At 70.6% G+C, this 22,738-nt stretch carries 19 protein-coding genes and 1 pseudogene; 12 read left to right on the top strand and 8 right to left on the bottom strand.

All coding sequences use genetic code 11. The annotated features are described in order from the left end of the window. Positions 1–136: 136 nt before the first annotated feature. From AC1DMN_RS08365 to nirB, 3 genes are read right to left on the bottom strand one after another with little or no spacing between them, the layout of a single operon-like run. Positions 137–1,267: a uroporphyrinogen-III synthase gene (locus AC1DMN_RS08365; RefSeq protein WP_441975561.1), complete on the bottom strand. Its 1,131-nt coding sequence runs from the start codon at positions 1,265–1,267 to the stop codon at positions 137–139. Next, positions 1,264–2,049 carry a uroporphyrinogen-III C-methyltransferase gene (gene cobA / locus AC1DMN_RS08360; protein ID WP_477230464.1) on the bottom strand — a complete coding sequence of 262 codons (786 nt, stop codon included), beginning with the start codon at positions 2,047–2,049 and terminating at the stop codon, positions 1,264–1,266. The genes AC1DMN_RS08365 and cobA overlap by 4 nt, the downstream gene beginning before the upstream one ends. Beyond that, positions 2,046–4,640: a nitrite reductase large subunit NirB gene (gene nirB / locus AC1DMN_RS08355; protein WP_441975563.1), complete on the bottom strand. Its 2,595-nt coding sequence runs from the start codon at positions 4,638–4,640 to the stop codon at positions 2,046–2,048. The genes cobA and nirB overlap by 4 nt, the downstream gene beginning before the upstream one ends. 182 nt (positions 4,641–4,822) lie before the next feature. On the opposite strand from nirB, the gene nirD reads away from it, so the two are divergent. After that, positions 4,823–5,212: a nitrite reductase small subunit NirD gene (gene nirD / locus AC1DMN_RS08350; RefSeq protein WP_477230463.1), complete on the top strand. Its 390-nt coding sequence runs from the start codon at positions 4,823–4,825 to the stop codon at positions 5,210–5,212. Between the two features lie 155 nt (positions 5,213–5,367). After that, a complete protein-coding gene (locus tag AC1DMN_RS08345) occupies positions 5,368–5,895 on the top strand; it encodes a hypothetical protein (RefSeq protein ID WP_477384080.1) in 528 nt (175 codons plus the stop codon). 39 nt (positions 5,896–5,934) lie between these two features. On the opposite strand, the gene AC1DMN_RS08340 is transcribed toward AC1DMN_RS08345, so the two are convergent. After that, entirely contained in the window at positions 5,935–7,440 is a 1,506-nt protein-coding gene (locus AC1DMN_RS08340; RefSeq protein WP_477230461.1) for a PucR family transcriptional regulator, read from the bottom strand. 143 nt (positions 7,441–7,583) lie between these two features. On the opposite strand from AC1DMN_RS08340, the gene AC1DMN_RS08335 reads away from it, so the two are divergent. Continuing rightward, the gene (locus AC1DMN_RS08335; protein WP_477230460.1) at positions 7,584–8,696 is read left to right on the top strand and encodes an alcohol dehydrogenase catalytic domain-containing protein; all 1,113 of its coding nucleotides are present in this window, start codon (positions 7,584–7,586) and stop codon (positions 8,694–8,696) included. A 127-nt stretch (positions 8,697–8,823) separates the two neighbouring features. Here the strand turns inward: AC1DMN_RS08335 and AC1DMN_RS08330 are convergent, their stop codons facing one another. The 3 genes from AC1DMN_RS08330 to AC1DMN_RS08320 are packed head-to-tail and all read right to left on the bottom strand — an operon-like array spanning position 8,824 to position 12,008. Then, positions 8,824–9,516, bottom strand: a complete 693-nt coding sequence (locus tag AC1DMN_RS08330) for a hypothetical protein (protein WP_477384078.1) — start codon at positions 9,514–9,516, stop codon at positions 8,824–8,826. A 34-nt stretch (positions 9,517–9,550) separates the two neighbouring features. Further along, positions 9,551–10,483, bottom strand: coding sequence for an alpha/beta fold hydrolase (locus AC1DMN_RS08325; protein WP_477230458.1), 933 nt, complete (start codon positions 10,481–10,483; stop codon positions 9,551–9,553). After that, on the bottom strand, positions 10,476–12,008 hold the full coding sequence (locus AC1DMN_RS08320) for a flavin-containing monooxygenase (RefSeq protein WP_477230457.1): 1,533 nt from the start codon (positions 12,006–12,008) through the stop codon (positions 10,476–10,478). The genes AC1DMN_RS08325 and AC1DMN_RS08320 overlap by 8 nt, the downstream gene beginning before the upstream one ends. Positions 12,009–12,181: 173 nt before the next feature. Between AC1DMN_RS08320 and AC1DMN_RS08315 the strand changes: the two genes are divergently transcribed. The 5 genes and pseudogenes from AC1DMN_RS08315 to AC1DMN_RS08295 form a co-directional block, all read left to right on the top strand. Then, on the top strand, positions 12,182–13,423 hold the full coding sequence (locus tag AC1DMN_RS08315; RefSeq protein WP_477230456.1) for a PucR family transcriptional regulator: 1,242 nt from the start codon (positions 12,182–12,184) through the stop codon (positions 13,421–13,423). A gap of 265 nt (positions 13,424–13,688) precedes the next feature. Then, entirely contained in the window at positions 13,689–15,017 is a 1,329-nt protein-coding gene (locus AC1DMN_RS08310) for an MFS transporter (protein WP_477384076.1), read from the top strand. Positions 15,018–15,137: 120 nt separating this feature from the next. Then, positions 15,138–15,344: a three-helix bundle dimerization domain-containing protein gene (locus AC1DMN_RS08305; RefSeq protein ID WP_477230454.1), complete on the top strand. Its 207-nt coding sequence runs from the start codon at positions 15,138–15,140 to the stop codon at positions 15,342–15,344. Between the two features lie 119 nt (positions 15,345–15,463). Next, entirely contained in the window at positions 15,464–16,345 is an 882-nt protein-coding gene (locus tag AC1DMN_RS08300) for a PaaX family transcriptional regulator C-terminal domain-containing protein (protein WP_477230453.1), read from the top strand. 36 nt (positions 16,346–16,381) lie between these two features. After that, a pseudogene (locus AC1DMN_RS08295) lies at positions 16,382–17,089 on the top strand (NADPH-dependent F420 reductase); the annotation flags it as partial. A 12-nt stretch (positions 17,090–17,101) separates the two neighbouring features. Here AC1DMN_RS08295 and AC1DMN_RS08290 read toward each other — a convergent pair. Next, positions 17,102–18,688 (bottom strand): aminotransferase class I/II-fold pyridoxal phosphate-dependent enzyme, encoded by a 1,587-nt coding sequence (locus AC1DMN_RS08290; RefSeq protein ID WP_477230452.1) that lies wholly within the window; start codon positions 18,686–18,688, stop codon positions 17,102–17,104. Positions 18,689–18,766: 78 nt separating this feature from the next. Between AC1DMN_RS08290 and AC1DMN_RS08285 the strand changes: the two genes are divergently transcribed. The 4 genes from AC1DMN_RS08285 (at position 18,767) to AC1DMN_RS08270 (ending at position 22,665) form a co-directional block, all read left to right on the top strand. Beyond that, entirely contained in the window at positions 18,767–19,660 is an 894-nt protein-coding gene (locus AC1DMN_RS08285) for a LysR family transcriptional regulator (protein ID WP_477384074.1), read from the top strand. Between the two features lie 177 nt (positions 19,661–19,837). Beyond that, positions 19,838–20,206, top strand: coding sequence for a YciI family protein (locus AC1DMN_RS08280; protein WP_477230451.1), 369 nt, complete (start codon positions 19,838–19,840; stop codon positions 20,204–20,206). Beyond that, on the top strand, positions 20,203–21,423 hold the full coding sequence (locus AC1DMN_RS08275; RefSeq protein ID WP_477230450.1) for an RNA polymerase sigma factor: 1,221 nt from the start codon (positions 20,203–20,205) through the stop codon (positions 21,421–21,423). The genes AC1DMN_RS08280 and AC1DMN_RS08275 overlap by 4 nt, the downstream gene beginning before the upstream one ends. Before the next feature lie 255 nt (positions 21,424–21,678). Next, positions 21,679–22,665 carry a DNA topoisomerase IB gene (locus AC1DMN_RS08270; protein ID WP_477230449.1) on the top strand — a complete coding sequence of 329 codons (987 nt, stop codon included), beginning with the start codon at positions 21,679–21,681 and terminating at the stop codon, positions 22,663–22,665. The last annotated feature ends 73 nt before the right edge of the window (positions 22,666–22,738 follow it).

Raw genomic sequence — 22,738 nt, 5'->3', positions numbered from 1 at the left:
GCGCGATCCGGGGTCGTTGAGCGAGCGCAGCGAGACGAAACGCGGTGATCCGCGAGCGTGCCCCGTTTCGTCTCGGTCGGCTCCGCCGTCCTCGCTCAACGACCCCGGAGGGGGTGCTCAGCGACTGCGGAACTGCTCAGACGTCGAGGCGGTATCCGCGCTTCACGACCGTGGCGACGAGCCCGGGAGTCGCGAGACTCTGCCGCAATCGGCTGAGCGAGACCTCCATGGTGTGCTCGTCGCCGTCCATGGATCCGGAGAGCGCCCGGCGCGACACCACGGCGCCCTCGGCGGCGACCAGGGCGCGGAACAGCGTCACGGAGGTGGGGGTGAGCCGCACAGGTGTGCCGTCGACGACGGCGACGCTGCCTCGCAGCTGCACCTCGCCGTGCCGGGTGCGCACGCGCAGGGTCGCCCGGTCCTCGAGGTGCTCGCAGACCAGCCGGATGAGTGCGCCCATCCGGAAGCGATCCGGCTGCAGCACCCGGATGCCCGCGGCGATCAGAGGCGCGGAGGTCACCGGGCCCACGCTCGCGGCCACCACGTCCTGCCGCAGCGCGTCGACGACCTCGTCGTGGCGACCGCGGGCCAGGGCCGCGATGAACAGGCCGTCCACCGCGGGGGCGCTCGTGAAAGTGACGCAGTCCAGCTGCCGGGCCGCGACGGCGTCGACGAGGCGGGTGGTCCGCTCGTCCTCGTCTTCGACGTTCGACCAGGTGTACGGCGCGACCGTGAGTACGCGCATCCCCGCCTGCGCGAGCCGTGCGAGCTGCGCATGATCGGTCTGACCGTGCAGCTGCACGGCGACCGTGGTTCCTGCTCCGAACTCGGCGACGACTCTGTCCACGAGAGACGCCGTCGTCTCCTCGTCGCTCATGCCCTCGTCGTCGAGCCCCGCGGCGCGCACCGCGCCCCGCGCCTTCGGACCGCGCACCAGGATCGTCGCCGCGGACAGCGCGTCCTGCAGCGCGGCGCCGAGCCCCGCCGCATCGGCGACCTCGAACCAGCGCCGCATGCCGTAGCTGGTCGTGGCGAGCAGGAGATCGGGGCGTGCGGCGAGGATGTCGCGGGTGTCGGCGATGACCGGCCCGTCGTCGTCCGCGTGCCGCATCCGCACCGTCGGGGCGTGCAGCACGAACGCGCCGCGGCGCTCGAACGCGTCGATGAGATCGGCGGAGCGGCGATCGCTGGTCACGCCGATCCGGAAGCCGGCGAGCTGATCCGGACCGAACCCGGTCACCGGATCGATGCGCTCGAAGGGCGTCATGGGGCGTCCCCCGCGAGTGCGACGGCGTCACTGAGCAGCGCGACGGCCTCCCGATCATCGTGTCCGGCGAGTCGGACGACGTCGCCCACGACGATCACGGCGGGGGAGCGGACCCCCGCATCCTCCGCAGCGTCGCGGATGCCCGCGAGGTCCGAGACGGTCGTGCGCTGGCCGGCGGTGAAACCGCGCTCGATGATCGCGACGGGGGTGCCGGGATCCATGCCGTGGCGCACCAGCCCGGCACTGATCGACGGCAGATTCGAGACACCCATGAGCACGACGATGGTACCGCCGAGGCCGGCAAGATGCTCGGCCTCCGACTCTGTGAGCGGTGCGTGCCCGGAGATCACGGTGAACAGCCGGGCGACCCCGCGATGCGTGACCGGAATGCCGGCGGACGCGGGCACCGCGATCGCGCTCGTCACCCCGGGGATGACGCGCACCGGCACGCCGGCCGCGCGGCAGGCGGCCGCCTCCTCGCCGCCGCGGCCGAACACGAACGGATCCCCGCCCTTGAAACGCACGACCTTGGCACCCGCGAGCGCGTGGTCGAGCAGGAGGCGTTCGATCTCCTCCTGCGGGATCGCATGATGGCCGGGGTGCTTCCCGACATCGACCAGTTCCGCCTGCGGCGCCAACTCCGCAAGCAGCGCGTAAGGCGCGAGCCGGTCGTACAGCACCACGTCGGCGTCCCGCAGCGCACGGACTGCGCCGACCGTGAGCAGGTCCGGGTCGCCCGGGCCGCCGCCGACGAGAGTGACCGATCCGACAGCGGCCGTCACGACAGCTCCTCGGCGGGCACTGTGTCGGCGCGCAGGGGGATGCTCGTGCCGGCGATCGGCACGATGCCGGCCGCGCGCTCCTCGGCGGTCGCGGGGCGGAGCTGCCCGCGCTCGGCGACGCGTGCGATGGACGGATCCGCGACGCCCGGCTCGTTCACGAAGGAGCGGAACCGGCGCAGCCGCTCGGGGTCGTCGAGGGTAGCCGCCCATTCGTCCGCGTAGGTGTCGACGTGCAGGGCGACCGCGGCCTCCAGCTCGGCGGCGAGGCCCAGCGAGTCGTTCACCACCACGTCGCGGACGTGGTCGAGGCCTCCGTCCAGATCCTCCATCCAGCGCGCCGTGCGCTGCAGCCGGTCGGCGGTGCGGATGTAGTACATGAGGTATCGGTCGATGTAGCGCACCAGCGTCTCATCGTCCAGGTCCGACGCGAGCAGCTGCGCATGGGCGGGCTGGAATCCGCCGTTGCCGCCGACGTACAGGTTCCAGCCCAGATCGGTCGCGATCACGCCCACGTCCTTGCCGCGCGCCTCGGCGCATTCGCGGGCACAGCCGGAGACGCCGAACTTGAGCTTGTGCGGGCTGCGCAGGCCGCGGTAGCGCAGCTCCAGGGCGATCGCCATCCCCACCGAGTCCTGCACGCCGTACCGGCACCAGGTGGATCCGACACAGCTCTTCACATTCCGCAGCGCCTTGCCGTACGCCTGCCCCGACTCGAAGCCGGCGTCCACCAGCCGGCGCCAGATGTCCGGCAGCTGGTCCAGCCGTGCGCCGAAGAGGTCGATCCGCTGTCCGCCGGTGATCTTCGTGTACAGGCCGAAGTCCTGCGCGACGCGGGCGATCACGCCGAGTTTCTCGGGGGTGATCTCGCCGCCGGGGATGCGCGGCACGACCGAGTACGTGCCGTCCTTCTGCATGTTGGCGAGGGCGCGGTCGTTCGTGTCCTGCAGCGGGCCGCGACCGCCGTCAAGCAGATACTGGCCGTGCTGGGTGGCGAGGATCGATCCGACCGCGGGCTTGCAGATGTCGCAGCCGCGCCCGCGACCGAGGCGGGTGATCGTCTCGTCCCAGCTCGTCAGCCCCAGAACACGGACGGACTCGAACAGCTCCTGCCGGGACAGGTCGAAGTGCTCGCACAGCGCGTGCGAGACCGTGGCGCCGGCGGCGGTGAGCTCCGCTTCGAGCAGCTTCTTCACCAGCGGCACGCAGGATCCGCACTGCGTGCCCGCGCGGGTGCAGGTCTTCAGCTCTCCGAGGTCGTGGCAACCGTCGCCGACCGCGGCGCGCACCGTCCCCGCGGCGACGTTGTTGCAGGAGCACACCAGCGCGTCGTCTGGCAGCGCGCCGCTCGTGGGCGGCTCGGCACCGGCGGCGGAGAGGTACGCGGCCGGCTCGGCGTCGAGGGTGCGACCGAGCAGCGGTCGCAGACCGAGGTAGGGCGTGGCGTCGCCGACGAAGACGCCGCCGAGCAGCGTGCGGGCGTCGTCGCTCACGACGAGCTTCTGGTACAGCCCGCGCGCGGGATCCGCGTACACGATCTCGAGGGCGCCGGGATCGCGGGCGAACGCGTCGCCGAAGCTCGCCACGTCGACGCCCGACAGCTTGAGCTTGGTGGCGTCGTCGATCGTGGTGAAAGCCGCATCGCCGCCGAGCAGCTGGTCGGCGACAGTCTCGGCCATGGCGTTGGCCGGCGCGACCAGGCCGATCGTGCGGCCGTCGATCGCGGCGACCTCGCCGATGGCCCAGATCGACGGATCAGCGCTGCGGCAGGCCTCGTCCACGATCACGCCGCCGCGCGGCGCGGTCTCGATCCCCGCCGCCGTGGCGAGTTCGTCGCGCGCTCGGATGCCGATGGCGAACACGACGATGTCGGCCGGAACGCTGCGGCCGTCGGTGCAGAGCACCTCGACGGGGCGGCCGCCAGCGCCGAGCACGATCTTCTGCGGCCGGGTGCCGAGGTGCAGGTCGACCCCGCGGGCCGCGATCAGCCGCCCCAGGGCCTGGCCCGCGCCCTCGTCGAGCTGGGCCGACATCAGCCACCCGCCGGAGTGGATGATCACGGCGTCGGCACCGAGTGCGGCGACGCCTCCTGCAGCTTCCAGTCCGAGAAGACCGCCTCCGGCCACGGCGACGCGCGGAGAACGGCCCAGCTCGTCGCGGAGTGCCGCGACCTCGGCGACGAGGGCGTCCACGTCGTCGATCGTGCGGTACACGCGGGCGGCCGGAGCACCGGGGATCTCGGGCACAGGGGCGGAGGATCCAGTCGCCAGCACGAGATCGTCGTAGCCGAGCACGTCGCCGGTCGACGTTGTCACGGTCTTCGCGGCGCGGTCGATCGCCTGCGCCCGTTCGCCGACCCGCAGGGAGACCGCGGCGTGCTCCCAGCACGACGCCGGATCCAGCGTGAGATCGACGGATCCGTCCGCGAGCCGCTTGCTCAGCTGCACCCGGTCGTACGGAAGATACGGCTCTTCCGCGACGACGGTGATGCGGTGCGCGGCGGCCGGCTCATCGGCGAAGCGCGACAGCAGGGCCTCCACGAGCCGGTGGGCGGCGGGGCCGCCTCCGACGATGAGCGTGTTGCGGGACGTCATGCGTGCCCCCTCCGGTTCGGTGGTTCCCGAGCGTACGAGCGCGCGATTTCCCGACCGTTTCGGCAATGTATCCGTAACATGACAGCGCCCGCACACGACGAGCGGAGGGTTGTGAGGGGACTTTCACACGGCCGACACATGCCGCGACCGCAGCTGAAACACGCGCGACCTACCGTCGTGGCATGACCACCATCACGCAGACCAGGTCCCGTGTCGTCTCCTCGCGCACCGCCCCGGCGCGCACCGTGTGGGAGCGCGCATGCCGCGTCGACGACCTCGAGCCGTCCTGGGGCGAGGCCGTGCTCATCCGGATGCGGCAGATCGCCGTGTTCCTGCTCTCGCCGCGCGAGGTCTATGCGGTCGAGCACAACGATCCCGCCGCAGACGGCGCGCCGGTGATGGCGCGCGGGATCGTCGGATCCAGGGGCGATCGTCCCACCGTCGCGTCGCCCCTGCACAAGGAGATCTACGACCTCGGCACGGGGGAGTGCTATTCGGATCCGGCTCTGCTGCTGCGGACTTTCCGCACGCGCATCGTCGGCGGCTTCATCGAGATCGAAATCGACGACTGAGCCTCATCCTGCGGCGCGGCCGAGCAGCATCGCCCGTTCGGCACGGGCGAGGGGATTCACACGGATCGGTCCGGAGGAGCTGCGGCGGGCGTGAGGCCGCGCCGAGTGGCCGCATGTCGGAGGCGGGGAGCCTCAACAGGCACGAGGATGGTCTCGTGAGCTATGACGCGGATGAGACCGTCTTCGAACATGCGGGACGGCGGATCCGGTTCGAGACGAACGCGCAGTTCGATGCCCTGGTCGGGGCGTTCGAGTCTGCGGTCCCCGCGCTGCCGGAGGAGCAGGCGCTGGCCGAGGTACGCGGCGGCGACTGGGCGGGGTTCGTGCGGGGGCTGCAGTGGGAGGCGCCCAGCGGGTTCGTCCGGGTCTGGACCTCGCGTCCCGACGCGCTCATGGAGCACGCCGGCAGCGGGGCGCGCAGCGTGGTGTGGCTGATCGCGCACCACGGCATCACCGCGCGGCTGTTCCGGCACGACCCCGGCACGATGCTCTACGCCCCGTTGCGCATCGAGGCGCACACCTCGACGGCACCGGGAACCACGTTGAGCTTCGAGGTGCCGAGCTCCCGGCTCGCCGGCTTCGGCGTCAACAASATCACGCAGGCCGGCGCGGAGCTCGACCGCGCCCTCGGTGACCTCGTCGAGGACCTCGGGCTGCCCCGTCCCGCCGCGCTGCGACGCTGACCTGGCTGTGTTGGGCACGCAGGGCTCGTGCGGGAGGACCTACGACTCGGACAGGCCAAGGGCGCGCAACGCGAGCCACGCGGCGGCGCGGTCATCCGCGCGGTCCGTGGCCAGCCCGGTCAGCTCCTCGATCCTCCGTATGCGTGAGGCGAGGGTCTGGCGGTGTATGCCGAGGCGAGACGCGGTCGTGCGCTGCGCGCCGTGCTCCGCGAGGAAGGTGCGCAGAGTGTCGGTCAGCGCACCGTGGTTGCCGTCGGCGTCGCGCAGCCCGTCGAGTACGGCCGCCAGCTGCGCCGAGGATTCGTCTCCCATCGCGTTGAGCACGAGCTCGACCGTGGGCAGCTCGGAATAACGCAGGACGGTCTGCCCGTCCTCGACTGCGGTGTCGAGGGCCTGCTTCGCCTGAAGAGCGCTGCGTCTCAGAAGCTCAGCCGGCGCCGGCAGGCCGAGCCCGAGGTGCGCCGTGCCGGTACCCAGGGGAGTGAGGGCCATGACGCGCGCCGCCAGCTCCTCCGCGAGGCCATCGGGCACGAATCCGCGTACTCGTCCGCCGCCGGCGACGAAGACGTGCTCGGCACCCAGCTCGTCGAGCCAGCGCACGGTCAGTCGCTCGAGATCGATCGTGCGAGTCCGGCTGCCCAGGTGGAAGGCGGTGAGACCCGTCTCGCGCACACCCCACCGGCGGAGCAGCCGTCCGGCGTCCTGTCCGCCCGCGAGCAGGACACCCATCAGCGCTTCGCGCCCCAGCCGTTCGGTCAGTGAAGGGTCTCGTGTGCGCAGCACGAGATCGAACAGCGCGGCGGATTGCGATGCGAGGTCACGGTTGCGACTGGTCACGCTGGAACGGGAGGCGATCACGAGGTAGCCGGTGAGATCGCGATCGGATCCGACCTGATGCACCTGCAGTCCCGGGTGCCGCACGCGCACCGGCCGCCCGAGTGCGACCGCCGTCGCGTCGTCGATGTGAAGGCGGCCCGCTCCCGCGCTCGTGATCATCTGACCGTGGGCATCGAGGAGCACCGCCCAACCGTCGATGCGATGCGCGAGCTCGGCGATCACTGCGGGCGCGCCGCCGCGTCGGGCGACCTGAGTCAGGACCTTGGTGCCGGCGGTCACCAGCCGGTCGGACGCGGCCTGATCTTCGGCGATGATCGCCGCGAGATGGGCGTGCAGCGCGGACGGCGCGCCGGCAGCCTGCGCAGTCTCGGACGGAGCGTCCGCAGGGGTGGTCTCGGAATCGTTCGGAAGACGGGCGCCGAGGACCGCCGTCATGCGGCTTTTCGCCAGCAGAGCGCGCAGCTCCGCGCTGTCGCCAGTGCTGACGAACACCCCGCTCGCGGTGGTCTCGGAAACCTCGGAGTCGGGGGCCAGCCGAGCGCGCAGCTCCTCCTCGTCACCGGTCAGCAGCGTGGCGAAGTTGCGATTGGCGACCACCACGTACTCGCGCAGTCGGGCCAGACCGTCGATCGGAGTGTTCGCCGGAGCCCGCTCGACGACAAGTGTCCCGCGCACCGCGCGAGCGATGGCCTGAAGGTCGAGCGCCATGGCTGAACTGTACCAAATGCCGGTGAGTGGATGAACTCTTCAACACTTGGCACAGTGACAGCGAACCGCTCCGCTCCCTAGCATCGCCGTAGTCCTCACGTGCGCGATCTTCATTCGCGTGCGGCGTTCAAAGGAGAGAAGCCATGAAGGCAGCAGTTTTCCGCGACACCAAGACCCGAGTCGAGGTCATCGACGTCGATCTCGCCGCTCCGAGGGCCGGCGAGGTCCGTGTCAAGATCGCCGCCGCCGGCGTCTGCCACTCCGATCTGCACGTGCAGCAGGGCGACTGGCGCGCCGCCGCTCCGCTGGTGATGGGCCACGAGGGCTCCGGCACCGTCGTGGAGCTTGGCGAGGGCGTCACCTCCCTCGCCGTGGGCGACCACGTCGTGCTCAGCTGGGTGCCGCCGTGCGGCGAGTGCCGTTACTGCCTGCAGGGTCACGAGGCCCGCTGCCAGAAGGTCGCGGCCTTGGTCGCGCCGAAGGGAGTGCTGTTCGACGGCACGTCGCGGATGAGCAGGACCGATGAGAACGGCGATGACGAGACGCTGCACCACTACCTCGGCGTCTCGTCCTTCGCCGAGGAGGTCGTCGTGCCCGCCTCCGGCGCGATCAAGGTGCGGGACGATGCGCCGCTCGACGTGATCGCCGTGGTGGGATGCGCGGTCGCGACCGGAGTCGGCGCCGTCACGAACACCGCCGCCGTCGAGCCGGGAGCCACCGTCGCCGTGATCGGCTGCGGCGGTGTCGGCTTGAACGTGGTGCAAGGAGCGAAGCTCGCCGGCGCAGAGCGGATCATCGCGATCGACGTCGTCGCGGACAAGACTGCGATGGCTCTGCAGTTCGGCGCCACGGATCGCATCGACGCCTCCAAGGGCGACCCTGTGGAGCAGCTGTTCGCACTCATTCCCGACGGCGTCGACTACGCCTTCGACGCGATCGGGCGCACCTTCACGACCGAGCAGGCCATCCGCATGCTCGGCCTCGGCGGCGCCGCCGTGATCGTCGGCTTGCCGCCCACCGGCGCAACCGCATCGTTCGAGCCGCTCGCGCTCGCGGAAGCCGATCAGCGGATTCTCGGATCGAACTACGGCTCGGTGCGGCCGTCCATCGACATCCCCGCACTGGTCGATCGCTACATGGATGGCCAGCTCAAGCTCGATCCGCTCATCTCCGGCCGGCGCCCGCTCAGGGAAGCCGCCGAGGCGCTGGAAGATCTCGAAGCGGGGGGCGTGCTGCGCACGCTGCTCATCCCCTGACCGCGCACGAACCTCATTCCGGGCGGACCCGACGCGCTTTGACGCGAAGCGCAGAACCCGGAAAAGACGACTCCCCGGGCTCTCTTCCGGCCATGCCGAAGGAGAGCCCGGGGCTGTATTCCGTCCCTTACGACGACACGGCCATCCTTCGCACGACGCTCGTATCGATCCAGGCATTGTGGCCGGACAGCGCCCGGTAGCCGAAGTAGTAGATGAATCCTTGTGTGCCCCACGTGGCCAGCGCCGCGGTGTAGAAGTACGTGCGGTGGGAGTCGTCGAACGGCCAGGGGAAGAAGTCATACGTGAGCGCGATCATCATCGCCACCAGTGTGATCAGGGTGGTCGCCACGGACCAGCCCTTCGCGCCCGCACGCCACAGTCGGCCCGCGAACGAGAAGAGGAAGATCGACGTGATGAGGTTCGTGAGGACGAAGAACGTGGCCGGGCCGACGTCGTACACCTCGCCGTGGTGAAGGGACACCAGGAAGGCGCCGCCGGCTATGGCCAAGACGAACGAGCCGATCTCGACCCAGAGCGTCGGCTTGTAGTGATGAGTGACCACCCTCAAGCCGAGGATGAGGACCAGCGTGAATCCGAACGACYGTGAGAACGCATCGAGGAAGTACGCGACGGTGTACATGGGACTCGCGGGGTCGCCGCCGAGCAGCGACCAGAGCAGGAAGTTCGTCGCAGAGACACCGACGATGATCCATTCGATACCGAGGAGATAGTTGTGGTGTCTCCGGATGAACTTCCACCCGTAGACGAAGCAGACGAGCATCAACCACGCGTCTGCGACGATGAAGAGCGTTTCGATCATGTGTCCTTATTCCTTTCCGATGCGATGGGGCCGTTCAGGAGATCTCGACATGAGCTCCTCCTTCACTGACACGAGCCGCGTGCTGCGCGATGTAGCCCGTGATCGTCTCGACCAGGGATTCCGGCATGTGATGTCCCATGCCGGGGATGACCACGTGCTGTGCACCCCGGATCGCCCTGGCCGTGGCGGCGCCACCGGTCTCGGCGACCATCAGGTCGCGGTCGCCGTTGATCACGAGCGTGGGCGCCGTGATCCTGCTCAGCTGTGCGGTGCGGTCGCCGGAGAGCTGGATCGCCTGTATCTGGCGTGCCCCACCCGCCGCCAGATTCCCGGCGGCACGATCCCAGCCCTGCGCGGCGATCGCGGCCTCGGCCGCGTCGTCGATCGGGTAGGCCGCCCCCGCGATATGCCGCGTGATCCGCAGATGGTCGCGCACTGCGTCGGTCCTGTCGCGGGAATCGGGGCCCATGAGAAGCCGGATCGTCGACCAGGTGGGCTGGCCGACCTTGCGCGACCCCGTCGTCGAGTAGATCGACGTGAGCGACAGGATCCGATCCGGCTGGGTGGCCGCGATCGTCTGCGCGATCATGCCGCCCATCGAGCGACCGACGAGGTGCACCTGATCGAGGTCGAGATGGTCGAGCACGCCGATCGCGTCCTGCGCCATGTCCGCCAGCGTGTAGCCGTCGGGACGCGGGCGTGCGAGGACCTGACGCCACACTGCGGGAGGCGGGGTGGTCGCGAAACTCGATTGGCCGACGTCGCGGTTGTCCAGCGAGACGACGCGGAAGCCACGCGCGACGAGTGCGTCGACCACCGAGTCGGTCCAGAACGTGAGGTCTTCTCCGAGCCCCCCGATGAGCATGATGGCCGGGTCGGAGATCGTTCCCGCGTCGCGGAAGCAGATCCTCACGCCGGAGGGGAGCGTGACGAACTGGTCAGGGCTCGCGGCGGCGACGTCAGACATGGGCGACCCGTCCTTCGTCGACGTGGAGGGATCCGGATCCGGTCCCGAAGACGAGATGTTCGTCGACGACCGGGCCCCGCAGCGCCTTCGCATCCTGGGGGTACGACATCATGGTCCGCCATGGTTTCGTCGTGCCCTGCCGAGGCAGCATCCTCTCGCCGCGCTTGGCGTAGCCGGACTGGAGATCCATGACCGGTCTGGTCTGCATGCCCGGGGGAGCCACCGGCACGACCGTGTCGTATCCGTGCGCATCCATGTACCTGACCAGATCGATGAGGTATCTGCAGAGCAGGCCCACCTTGAGGGTCCAGGACGAGGTGGTGTAGCCGATGGCCATGGACCAGTTGGGGATGCCGCTGAGCAGCGTCCCTCGATAGGCAATGGTGTCGACGACATCGATCTGGCGTCCGTCGACCACGATGGGCATGCCGTCGAAAAGCTGCAGGTTGAGCCCGGTGGCCGTGATGACGATGTCGGCCTCCAGCTCGTCGCCCGAGCCCAGGACGATGCCGCTCCTGCTGAATCGGGCGATGCTGTCGGTGATGATGGAGGCGTCGCCCGACTTCAGCGTGTCGAAGAAGTCGCCGTCGGGTGCTGCGCACAGGCGCTGATCCCAGGGGGCGTAGGGCGGATTGAAATGCGTGTCGACATCGAAGCCCTTCCCGAGCTTCCGGATGTTCTCCCGTCGTACCATGGCACGCCCGGCCCGGGGGAACCGGCGCAGGCCTTCGATGAGCAGGTGCTCCATCCAGATGTTCTTGAACCTCGTCGCGGCGTACCCGCGCTTCTCGCCCAGCAGCTTCGTCAGTGCGAGCGCGACGCGGTCGATGCGAGGAATCGGCATGACATAGGTCGGGGTGCGCTGCAGCATCGTGACGTGACGGGCCGCCCCCGGGCCTTTCGTCATCGCCGGCACGATGGTCACGGCGGTCGCGCCGCTGCCGATGACGACGACCTTCTTGGCGCTGTAGTCGAGGTCCTCCGGCCAGTGCTGCGGATGCACGACGGCGCCCTCGAAGTCCTCGATCCCCGGGAACGCGGGGGAGTATCCCTCGTCGTACTTGTAATAGCCCGTCGCGGCGAACACCCACCCCGCCTTGATCGTCTTGGTCACGTCCGATCCCGTGGCAGGATCTGTCGTCGCGACGGTGAGGGTCCAGGTCGATTCCATCGATGACCAGTCCGCACGCCGCACCCGATGGCCTGTTCTGATCAGACGCGCCAGCGCGTTCTCGTCGACCGTCTCGCGGAGATAATCCAGGATCAGGGGAGCGTCGGCGATCGCATTCTCGTGACGCCATGGCTGGAACTCGTAGCCGAACGTGTGCAGATCCGAGTCCGACCGGATGCCCGGGTAGCGGAACAGATCCCACGTGCCTCCGATGTCTTCGCGGCCCTCAAGCACGATCAGGGATTTGCCGGGGAGTTCGCGGCTGAAGTAGGCCGCAGCCCCGATCCCCGAGATCCCCGCCCCGATCACGACGATGTCGAACTCCTCGACCACGCCTGAATCGTTGTCCGTCATCCTTGACTCCTTGCACCTTCGACAAATGGTGCCCACAGTCTGATCGGCGACCTCTTCGGGCCACCACGACAGGGCGCACCTGATTCCGAGGCAGTAGGTGCAGCGTGCACACGCGCGGCCGACGCGCTCGGGAACTCCGAAGACATCGGCGCGCGCCGGGCCAGACTGCTCGTATGGAAGATCTGTGGCCCTCGCCCAGCCCCGCGGCCGCGGCCATGTTCCGATCGCTCTGCGAGTGGCTCATGGCCGATGCGGATGCTCTCGCCGACGCCATCGCGCGACCGGCGATGCTGGCGTCGGCGCACGGCGACGCGGCCTTGCTCGCAGATGCGTCGCTCATGGCCGAGGACCGCGAGCTCAACCGTGCGGATATCGTGCAGTGGCTCACGTCGAACATCCAGCATCCGGGACGCCGGGTGGATCCCTATGTGGGCCCGCGTTCGGCGGCCTACGTCGCCGATCTCGTGTCGCGGGGCATCGCGCCCGACTTCGTGGCGGGGTGGCGGGCCGCGTTGATCATCGGCTGGCGACGATGGCTCGAGCTCTGCACGGCGAAATGCCCCGACCCGGATCTGCTCGTCGAGGTGCTGGCCGTGTCGGCGCACTCGCTGGTGCAGTACGCCCTCGACTCGGTGGCGATGGTGCGGGAGGTCAGCCTGGCGGCCTCGATGGGCAATGCGGACGCCCAGACGCTCGCCATGATCCAACTGATCGTCGGCGGAGCTCCGATGACCCAGGACATCGCGGAGGAGCGCCTGGGTTACCGGATGGGGCGTCGGCACGTCGCGCTCATCCTGTGGACCGATGCTCCGGACCAGGACGGTGCATTGGACGAGGCGGTGGCGACGTTGCGTGCGGCGAGCCGTTCCGGCACCATGCTCGTGGCTCGCGCGACCTCGGCCTCCCGGTGGATCTGGCTTTCCGGCCAGGACGTTCCCGATCTCCACCATGTCGAGAGGGCCGTGGCCGATGTCCGACGTGTGCGTGCGGCCGTCGGCAGGCCGGGGCATGGGCTCGAGGCGTTCCGGTCCAGTCATGAGGACGCGCTCGCGGCTCACGTGATGCTCACGCGACTGGAGTCGGACCGTCGGTTCACCGTATACAGCGATGTCGAGCTCATCGACAGCCTGACCAAGGATCGCGTCGGAGCGCAGAGGTTCGTGACCAAGACGCTCGGCGCGTTGGCGACTGCGGATGCCACGCTGCGCCAGGCCCTGCTCACCTACGTGCAGTGCGGGTTCAACACCACCCGGGCGGCGGCGCGGCTGTACCTGCACCGGAACACCGTCGAGCGCCGGGTGTCTAGGGCGAACGAGCTCTCCGTGGTCAAAGTGGAAGACAATCCGACTTACGTCGCAGCGGCCCTGCTGGTGCTGGAGCTCGCGCCCGAGCTCGTGACCACAGCCTCCGGCTGAGCCCTCACGGCGAACGGCCGTGCGCATCGTCCCGCGCGGCGAGTGCACGCTGCACCTCCTGCGTCGGAACCAGGTGCGCCCTGTCGTGGTGACCGGCCCGGGCTGCGGATCAGACTGTCTCCACCAGATCTGCGGGGCACGGAATCGCCCGATCCGCACACCGTCACGGTCGACGAACTCGCGCTCGCACGGCGTGCGTCGGTCGAGCCCTCCGTCGCCGTGACCCGCCGTCGCCTGGTGCAGCGCTCGACGAGGAGGCCCGACCATGACAGCACTTTCCRATGCAGGCACCGCGGTGAAGCGGGTCGGACCGCTCTGGATGACTCTGTTCACATTCGCCTGGCTGGCGATCTGGACCATCCAGTTCACGCCGATCCAGCTGCTGCTGCCCCTGCAGCTGGACACCGGCGGCCTGGGCGAAGACTGGATCGGCGGTGTCGTCTGGTCCGGCGTGGTGCTGTCCGTCGGTGGAGTCATCGGCGTCGTCGCGGCACCGCTGGCGGGCCGCTGGTCCGATCGCACGCGCTCCCGATGGGGACGCCGACGCCCGTGGGCGATCGGTGGATCCCTGCTCTCCGCGCTCGGGTTGATGACCACCGGAGTCGCCACGGGCCCGGTTGCGGTCGGCGGTGCCTGGATCGTCGTGTCGGTCGGGATCTCGGTGGCCTCGGCGGCCCTCACCGCGATGATCGCCGATCAGCTGCCCGAGGCCCAACGCGGCGCGGCGGCGGCCGCGGCGAGCTCGGCACAGGCGCTCGGCGTCGTCGTCGGTGTGGGCACCATCGTGCTGATCGGGCTCGGCATCTTCGAGTCCTATCTCGTGCTGGCGGCGCTCATCCTCGTGCTCGGCGTCGRCACCGCACTGTGGCTTCCCGACGAGCCGGCGCACCGGCTCGCCGTCCCTGCTCGCCCCATGGCCGCGGGCCGCCCCTCATGGCTGCGCGACCGCGACTTCCTCTGGCTCCTGAGCAGCCGCCTGATCGTGAACATCGGCAATGCCCTCGGCACCGCACTGCTCCTCTTCTTCCTGCTCTACGGCGTGAAGGTGCCCGCGGCCGAGGCGCAGGACGATCTGCTCCTGCTCACCGTCGTCTACACGGTCTTCGTGGTCGGCTCCTCGGTCATCGCGGGGATCGTCTCCGACCGCGCCTCCGCCCATCCGGTGCGTCGGCGCCGCACGCTGACCGTGGTGTCCGCGCTCTTCGGCGTGGTCTGGGGCGCGGTGATCCTGGTCAGCCCTTCTCTCATCATGACCATGATCGCGTCGGCGCTGATGGGTGCCGGCTACGGGGCGTACATGACGGTGAGCCTCGCGCTCGCGACGGATCTGCTCAAAGATCCGGAAACCCATGCGCGCGATCTCGCGCTTGTGAACGTCTCCGCACAGCTCGGGCAGCTGCTGGGGCCGCTGCTCGGCGCAGGGCTGGTGGCCGTCGTCGGCGGGTTCTGGCTGCTGTTCAGTGTCGCCGTGGTGCTGTCCGCAGCGGGGGCGCTGATGACCTACGGAATCCGGGTGAAGACCGGAGAACGCCCGCGTGCCGACCGGCTTTCGCCGGAACGGACGGAGCGCTCCCTGGATACGACCGCGCCGTGACGGCTGCGGCATCCCGGATCGAGACGCCCCGCCGCGCTGCGACGCTGACGCTGCCGCCAACTCGCTGTGCATCCCCGGTCCTGCTTGACATCGGTTCGGACCGAGGCCGACGATGGCGCCATGACCCGAGAATCGTCCGACGAGGACAAGGCGATCGCCGACGTCATCGAACGTCTCCAGGCGAGGTTCCCGCAGACTGCGGAGATCGAGATCGACGGTGCGGTCCGAGACGCGCAGCGCTCGTTCGAGCGGGCGAGGGTGCGCGACTTCGTGCCTGTCCTCGTCGAGCGCGAGGCTCGCGCGCGGATCGAGCGCCCGGTCCGCTGAGGCGGCAGATCCGGGGGTGCAGGGCCTCGTCATCGGTGAGGTCCTGGCGGGCCGGTGGCCCTTTCGGGTGATTCGTGGCATCCTCGGGGACACGATCCTCTCGAGCGTTGGGATGAGCCATGCACCTACGCGAAGCGGACGCTCGAACCCGGCATGCGCCCCATTCGACCACCGTCGGCTTCGTCTTCGGTGCTCTCTCCGCCGCCGTGATCCCGGATCCCGTGCTCATCGAGGTACTGAAGAGCCTCGGGCTCACCGACTCCGACGCGCGCGCCACCATCTCACGGATGCAGCGCCTGGGCTGGCTGATCGATGACCGCGGTGGCGAAGGTCCGGTCGTCGCACACCGTCTGTCGCCCGCAGCGCTCGTCAGGTATCGGGAACTGGAGGGCACGACGCCGGTGCCGCACTGGTCCGGGGCTTTCCACGGGGTGGTCTTCGACATCGCCGGAGTGCATCCCGAGTTCCGTGATCGCTTCCGCCGGCTGGCGGAGCACGCGGGCTTCGGGTTGCTTCGCCCTGGCGTCCTGATCCATCCGGAGGACCGCTGGCAGCCGATCGCGGAGGGCGTCGGCCGCGCGCCCGAGGACAGCTGGTACTCGTACATCCGCCTCGTGCCCGGCAGCGAGCAGGAGGCTGTGCGGATGACGGCCAAGGCCTGGGATCTCGACGGGATCGCGGACCGCTATCGGGCCGCGATCTCCGAGGTGACGCAGAGCCACGATCTCGTCGTCAGCGGCACCGCCGAACGCGACCCCTGGGAGCTGCTCGACATCTGGCATCGCATGTACGCCAGGGTCATCGTCCTGCGTATGGACGACCCCCGGCTGCCCGGCGAGTTGCTGCCGCAGGATTGGCCGGGCGATGGCTTCGCGCCGGCGCTGCGTGCGATGAACGCGACGATCGCGCCGCGGATCCAGCCGTACCTGCAGGCGGAGGTCTCGCAGTGGGACGAGACCGGCGACTGCGTCTTCGCCCCGCCGGCGTGGACGACGGCGTGAGCGCAGTCCGACGCCTCGGGCCGCTTCCCTCGGCATAGGAGAGGTGTGACGGACACGGAACCCCGGATCCAGACGCTCGGCATCATCGGTGCCGGTCGGGTCGGCGGCGTGCTCGCGCGGCTGGCCGCGTCCGCCGGATACCGCGTGCTGGTGGCGGGCTCGTCGGATCCGGCCCTGATCGCGCGTGCCGTGCGGGCGCTCGGCGCGACGGCGGTCGACGTCGCAGAGCTCGCCCGCAGCGCTGACGCCGTGCTGCTCGCCCTGCCGCTTGCCCGGCACACGGCGCTGCCGGTCGACCCGCTGCGGGGCAAGCTCGTGATCGACGCCATGAACTACTGGTGGGGCGATGGGCTCCGTGGCGATCTGGACGATCCGCGTACCTCCACGAGCGAGATCGTGCAGCGCTTCCTGACCGGATCCCGGGTCGTGAAGGCGTTCAACCACATGGGCTACCAGGACCTCGAGGACGAAGCCCGCCCGGCGGGCGCGCCCGGCCGCAAGGCGATCGCCATCGCCGGAGACGACCCGGCGGATGTCGCACGGGTGGCCCGGCTGGTCGACGACCTCGGGTTCGACGCCGTGGTCGCCGGTGGCCTGGCCGCCGGCATCATGCTGGAGCCCGGCGCGGAGGCCTTCGGCGCCGACGTCGACCCTGCCGAGCTGCGTGCGATGCTGCAGCGCTTCTGGACCTCGCAGCGCGGCATCGTCGTGGCGAGAGCCCGCGCTGCGGATCCAGGCTCCTGAGCCGGAACCGGTTCAGGACGCGGCGGCCAGTTCCTTCCTGGAAGAGGGCTTCATTGCGCGTCGCATGCCGGTGCTGAGGTGCGGATCGATCCTGCCGGTCCGCGCGGCCTGCGATCGAGCCGAGACCTCTGGCGTACCTGCCTCGACCACGACGCGCACGCCATCGACGAGGGCGTCCGCGGCGCCGCGGACGTAGCCGCCGGGCATCGCCGCGATCCCGCGCAGGAACGCGATCGTCTCGGCAGTGAGGATCTCACCGGGCAGGACGTTGGGGATCCCGGGCGGATAGGCGGCCAGCGCGTCGGCCGAGACCCGGCCCACGGCGTCCGCCGCCGGGACGATCTCGGTGTGCGCGAAGGCGGCATCCCGCGGGCGCATCACGGCGGGGCCGGTCTTGGGCAATGCGATCGAGCCGAGCTCCCCGCGGGCGGCGAGGTCGCCGACCGGCCGCAGCGCCTCGAGCGCCGCGACGAATCGGGCGGCGTCGGGCGTCGTGCCGGGGCCGACGAACGCGACGATGCAGGATCCGGTCGAGATCTCCGTCATGATCCCCGCGGTGCGCAGTAGCTCCTCGCGCACGGCGTGGCCGTCCAGCCCGGCCGCCCCCACATCGATCGACACCCGCAGCGGGTCGTGGCCGACGATGTCGGGGAAGGCGTCGAAGCCGTCGCTCACGATCGGGAAGCGTCCCGTCGCACGCACGGCGTCGCGCAGTTCGGCGGCGGCGGTGAGCGACGCGGTGATGCGGTCGCGGCCGTCCTCGAGCGTCGCCCGGGCGAGGTCGAGGGAGGCGAGCAGCAGCGAGCTGGCGCTCGTGGACTGCGTGAACATGAAGGCGCGGTCGATCAGAGGCTCGAGCTCCGCGGCGTAGGGGCCGTCGGCGAGATGGAGCATGGCCGACTGGGTGAGGCTGCCGCCCATCTTGTGCGTCGACGAGACGACGAGGTCGGCGCCGAGCGCGATCGGGTTCGCAGGAAGGTCGGGGTGGAAGCCGAAGTGCGCGGCCCACGCGGCGTCCACGACCAGCGGCACGCCGGCCTCGTGGCAGACCTCGGCGATGCCCTCGACGTCGGCGACCGCGCCGAAGTAACTCGGACTGATGATGTAGGCGGCCTTCGCGTCCACGCCCGTGAGCGCCTCGCGCATCGCGGCGGGCGTCACGCCGTGATTGATGCCATGGTGCTCATCGATCGTCGGCTGCACGAAGCGGGGGTCGAGGCCGCCGAGGATGATGCCGTCGAAGAAGCTGGAGTGCGCGCTGCGCTGCGCGACGACGATCTCGTCCGGGGTGCGGAACGCGGCCAGTGCGAGCGCCGCCATCCGGTTCGCCTCGGAGGCGCCGTTGGTGAGGAACCAGGTGCGCCGCGCGCCCCACGCACGGGCGGCGGCCTCGCGCGCCTGGGCGAGCGGGTTCACGGGTCCCTTGTCGATGCCGTCCAGCAGCGGCTCCACGTCGTAGCGCAGCACGTCCTCGCCGAAGAACTCCGCCAGTAGCGGGGCGGCGGTGGGGTCGGCGCTGTGCCCGGGGACGTTGAGGCGCTGCAGGTCGCGTGCGGCGAATCGGCGGATGGCGTCGGCGTAGGGCGTGGATGTCGTCACGGATCGATTCTGACGGCGAGGGATACGATGAGGAATGACGACATATCTTCATTCCTCAATACTCACTATGGAGCGCGGATGCTCGATCTGAGGCAGCTCAAGGCGCTGGAGGCCGTGGCCGAACACGGGTCCGTGCTGCGTGCGGCGGACGCCCTGCAGTGGAGCCAGCCCACCGTGACCCACCACCTCCGCGGCCTGGAGCGCGTACTCGGCGCCGCGGTCGTGACGAGCGGATCCGGCGGCACCCGGCTGACGGCGGTGGGAGAGGCGATGATGCCGCACGCGATCGCGATCCTGGACCGCTCCGAACGCGCCGTCGACGAGCTCAGGGCGCTGGTCGAGTCAGACCGCCGCCGCATCGCGATCGGCGTGTTCCCCTCCGCAGGAGCGAGGCTGCTGCCGCAGGTCGTGCGAGCACTGCAGGAGGCCGGCTTCGACCCGGACGTGAGCGAGGCCGAGCTCGACCCGCTGATGGCGGACGTCGTCGGACTCCGCCTCGATGCCGCGATCGTGTACGACGCCCCAGGCCGGCCCACGATCCTGCCGCCGGGCTTCCGGATGATCCCGGTCCGCCAGGAGCGCCTCGCCGTCATCGTCCCGCGGGCGCACCCTCTCGCCGGGCGCACCGGCGTTCCCCTTGCGGATCTCGACGACGAAGCCTGGATCGCGGGTGCGACGGAGGCGGATCCGGTCGACGCGGCCCTGGCCCGAGCCGCCGAGCAGGCCGGCTTCACCCCGCGGATCGCGATGCGCAGCGACGACTACGCCGTCGTGGCGGCCTATGTCGCCGCCGGGTTCGGTGCCGCCCTCGTGCCGGAGCTGGCGCTTCCCGCGCATCTGGACGCCGTGGCCACCGTGGAGATCGCCGACGCCGTGTTCGAGCGGCGCATCTTCCTCGTCACCGCGCCGACCGTCRGCGCAGTGGCGCGAACCGCGCTCGAGCAGGCGCTGCGCACGACGGCCGGCGGCTGATTCGGCCCGAGCAGGGCCTCGAGACGCCCCGCGCATCCGGGGGACGCGGCCCGCCGGAGGGCGCCGGAGCGCGGTTGTCGGAATCGGCGCGCAGAATGTTGTCGAGAAACGCACATCGACTCCGACCACATACCGAGGCGGACATCGGGTCGCCCGACGAACAGAAGGAGAACGACCATGAAGTACATGATCCTCATGCAGGTGCGTCAGGACGTGCTGGATGCGCTGACGGCGGAGCAGATGCAGGCGATCGGCGACGGGCACCAGGCCTTCATCGACACCATCACCGCATCCGGCGAGATGCTCGGCACCGTCGCTCTCGCCGACCCCAGCCAGTCGAAGGTGGTGCGCGCTGCGGGCGGCTCAGCCGAAGTGGTCGACGGACCCTTCGCCGAGACCAAGGAGTTCATGGGCGGGTACTACCTGATCGAGGTCGARTCCGAGGAGCGCGCGGTCGAGCTCGCCCAGCAGATCCCGGACGCGGCRATCGACGGKCTCGCCCTGGAGGTCCGTCCCGTGATGTTCTCCGCCGGGTCCGACGTGTGACCGATCGCCGCTACGAGGACCTGTGGCGCCGCAGCGCGCCGCAGGTCCTCGCCGCGCTGCTGCGCCGCTACGGCGCCGCGCAGCTGGACCTCTGCGAGGATGCGGTGCAGGAGGCGCTCCTCGCCGCCCACCAGCAGTGGCCGTCCGAGGGCGCTCCCGTGGACGCGAAGGGCTGGCTGCTGACCGTCGCGCGCCGCCGCATGATCGACCGGATCCGCAGCGAGCACCAGCGTCGCGAGCGCGAGCACGCCTACGTCGATGCGTGGCGGCCGCTCGAGGACGCGTCGACCGCAGATGCCGACGACAGCGTGCAGGTGCTGCGGCTGTGCTGCCATCCCGTGCTCAGCGTGCCCGCCCAGGTGGCGCTGACGCTGCGTGCGGTCGCGGGCTTGTCGACCGCGCAAATCGCCCGCGCGCACCTGCTGCCGGAGGCGACGATCGCTCAGCGGATCAGCCGGGCGAAGGCGAAGATCCGCGTGGCCGGGGCGGCCTTCCCCGAGCCTGCCGACCCCGAGGACCGTCTGGATCCGGTGCTCGCCGTCCTCTATGTCATGTTCACCGAGGGCCACACCGCGACCGAGGGTGCGGAGGTCAACGACGTCCGGCTCAGCGATGAGGCGATCCGCCTTGCCAGGATGCTGCATCGCGAACGCCCGGACGACGTCGAGGTCGCGGGGCTGCTCGCGCTGATGCTGCTCACCGACGCCCGCCGGTCCGCGCGCACCGGCACCCGCGGCGAACTGATCCCGCTCGACGAGCAGGATCGCACGCGCTGGGACCGGGGCCGGATCGAGGAGGGCACCGAGATCCTGGACGCGGCGCTCGCCGCGGGCCGCCACGGCCCCTACGCGATCCAGGCCGCGATCGCGGCGCTGCACGATGACGCCCCGAGCACCGCGACCACGGACTGGCCGCAGATCCTGGCCCTGTACCGCCTGCTCGAACGGGAGACCGGCAACCCGGTCGCGACGATCAACCGCGCCGTGGCCCAGGCCATGGTGCACGGCCCGGAATCGGGTCTGGCCGTGATCGACGGGATCGCGGATCCGAGGGTGCGCGGCGACCGCCGCCGCATCGCGTCGGTGCGCGCGCATCTGCTCGAACGCGCGGGGCGCACTCCGGAGGCGATCGCCGAGTACCTCGACGCGGCCCGGGCGACGCTCTCGGTCCCTGAACGCGACTACCTGCGGGCTCGCGCCGCACGACTGCGGGACTGAGCTTCGGTCCGGGCGGGCTCGGCGCCGGAGCGGAGCGGATCCCCGGACCCGCCGGCTCGGCGCCGGCTGCGGAGCGGATCCCCCGACGCGGCGCCGAAGGATCGTAGCCGACGGAGAAGATCGGCCACCAGCCCCTTCCCGGGCGACCGACGGCGCGGCAGAGTCATCGTGACCGGGCGGAGTGCCGCCGGGGCGAGAGGAGGCGCGGATGGCCGGGCGGCTCGACGGCGGGTCCCGGTTCCACGGAGCCGGCGGATGACGCGCGGTGCCGCGGGGTCGGGCCTCGTCCGTGCGCGTCCCGACAGCGACCCGGGCTATCGGCGGAGGCGGTCCGGATCCGGGTTCCGCTACACGGATGCGCAGGGGCACGCGGTGTCGGACGCCGATCTCGAGCGGATCCGCGCGCTCGCCATCCCGCCGGCGTGGCAGGACGTCTGGATCGCGAAGGATCCACGCGCCCACATCCAGGCGGTGGGCGTCGACGCGGCGGGGCGGCGGCAGTACCTGTACCACCCGCAATGGCGGCAGCGCCGGGACCGGAGGAAGTTCCGCCGCGCGATGGCGCTCGCCGCGGCGCTGCCGGGGGCGCGCGCCAGGGTGACGCGCGTGCTCGTGCAGGACGACGAGGCGGACCGGGAGCGGGTGCTGGCCGCCGCCTTCCGGTTGCTGGACGATGCGGCGCCGCGCGTCGGCTCGCAGCGTTATCTGGCACGCCACGGCAGTCGCGGGCTCACCACTCTCCGCTGCCGTGATGTGCGTATCGACGGGGCCACGACCGTGCTCGCCTTCCCCGCCAAGAGCGGGCGTCGCATGCATCTCGAGGTCGAGGATCCGGCGCTCTCGGCGGTGCTCGCGAGCCTCGTGGAGGGTTCCCGCCCGAGCGCGCCGCTGCTCGCCTATCGCCGCGGACGGCGGCGGGTCGCGGTGACGGCCCGGGAAGTGAACGAGCACGTGCGCGCCCTCACCGGCACGGCCTTCACGGCGAAGGACTTCCGGACGCTCCGCGGCACGATCGCGGCGGCGAGTGCGCTGGCAGCCGCGGGAGCGGCGGACGACGCGGCTCAGCGCCGACGTGCGGAACGGGATGCGGTCGAGGCCGCCGCCGCGGCGCTCGGCAACACGGCCGCGGTGGCGCGGGCGAGCTACATCGATCCGCGGGTGTTCCGCCGCTACGCCCGGGGTCGGGTGCTCGATACGACCGTCACTCCCGAGTCCGCGATCCGGCACCTGCTCGAGAACTGATCCGGGTCTGGCGGAGCCTCTGGTGGCGTGCCCCGCCGAGTGCCACACTGAGGCATGGCGAACGGCTGACCCG

This window comes from Microbacterium sp. 01T413_2 (assembly GCF_056398985.1).
This window is presented reverse-complemented; position numbering and strand designations above follow the sequence as displayed.

Excerpts from the sequence above, each read along its gene's own strand:
- nirB (WP_441975563.1), bottom strand. The coding sequence starts at position 4,640 with ATGACGTCCCGCAACACGCTCATCGTCGGAGGCGGCCCCGCCGCCCAC.
- AC1DMN_RS08270 (WP_477230449.1), top strand. The coding sequence starts at position 21,679 with ATGACGCGCGGTGCCGCGGGGTCGGGCCTCGTCCGTGCGCGTCCCGAC.
- AC1DMN_RS08335 (WP_477230460.1), top strand. The coding sequence starts at position 7,584 with ATGAAGGCAGCAGTTTTCCGCGACACCAAGACCCGAGTCGAGGTCATC.
- AC1DMN_RS08320 (WP_477230457.1), bottom strand. The coding sequence starts at position 12,008 with ATGACGGACAACGATTCAGGCGTGGTCGAGGAGTTCGACATCGTCGTG.
- AC1DMN_RS08300 (WP_477230453.1), top strand. The coding sequence starts at position 15,464 with ATGCACCTACGCGAAGCGGACGCTCGAACCCGGCATGCGCCCCATTCG.
- nirD (WP_477230463.1), top strand. The coding sequence starts at position 4,823 with ATGACCACCATCACGCAGACCAGGTCCCGTGTCGTCTCCTCGCGCACC.
- AC1DMN_RS08340 (WP_477230461.1), bottom strand. The coding sequence starts at position 7,440 with ATGGCGCTCGACCTTCAGGCCATCGCTCGCGCGGTGCGCGGGACACTT.
- AC1DMN_RS08365 (WP_441975561.1), bottom strand. The coding sequence starts at position 1,267 with ATGACGCCCTTCGAGCGCATCGATCCGGTGACCGGGTTCGGTCCGGAT.
- AC1DMN_RS08325 (WP_477230458.1), bottom strand. The coding sequence starts at position 10,483 with ATGTCTGACGTCGCCGCCGCGAGCCCTGACCAGTTCGTCACGCTCCCC.
- AC1DMN_RS08305 (WP_477230454.1), top strand. The coding sequence starts at position 15,138 with ATGACCCGAGAATCGTCCGACGAGGACAAGGCGATCGCCGACGTCATC.
- AC1DMN_RS08315 (WP_477230456.1), top strand. The coding sequence starts at position 12,182 with ATGGAAGATCTGTGGCCCTCGCCCAGCCCCGCGGCCGCGGCCATGTTC.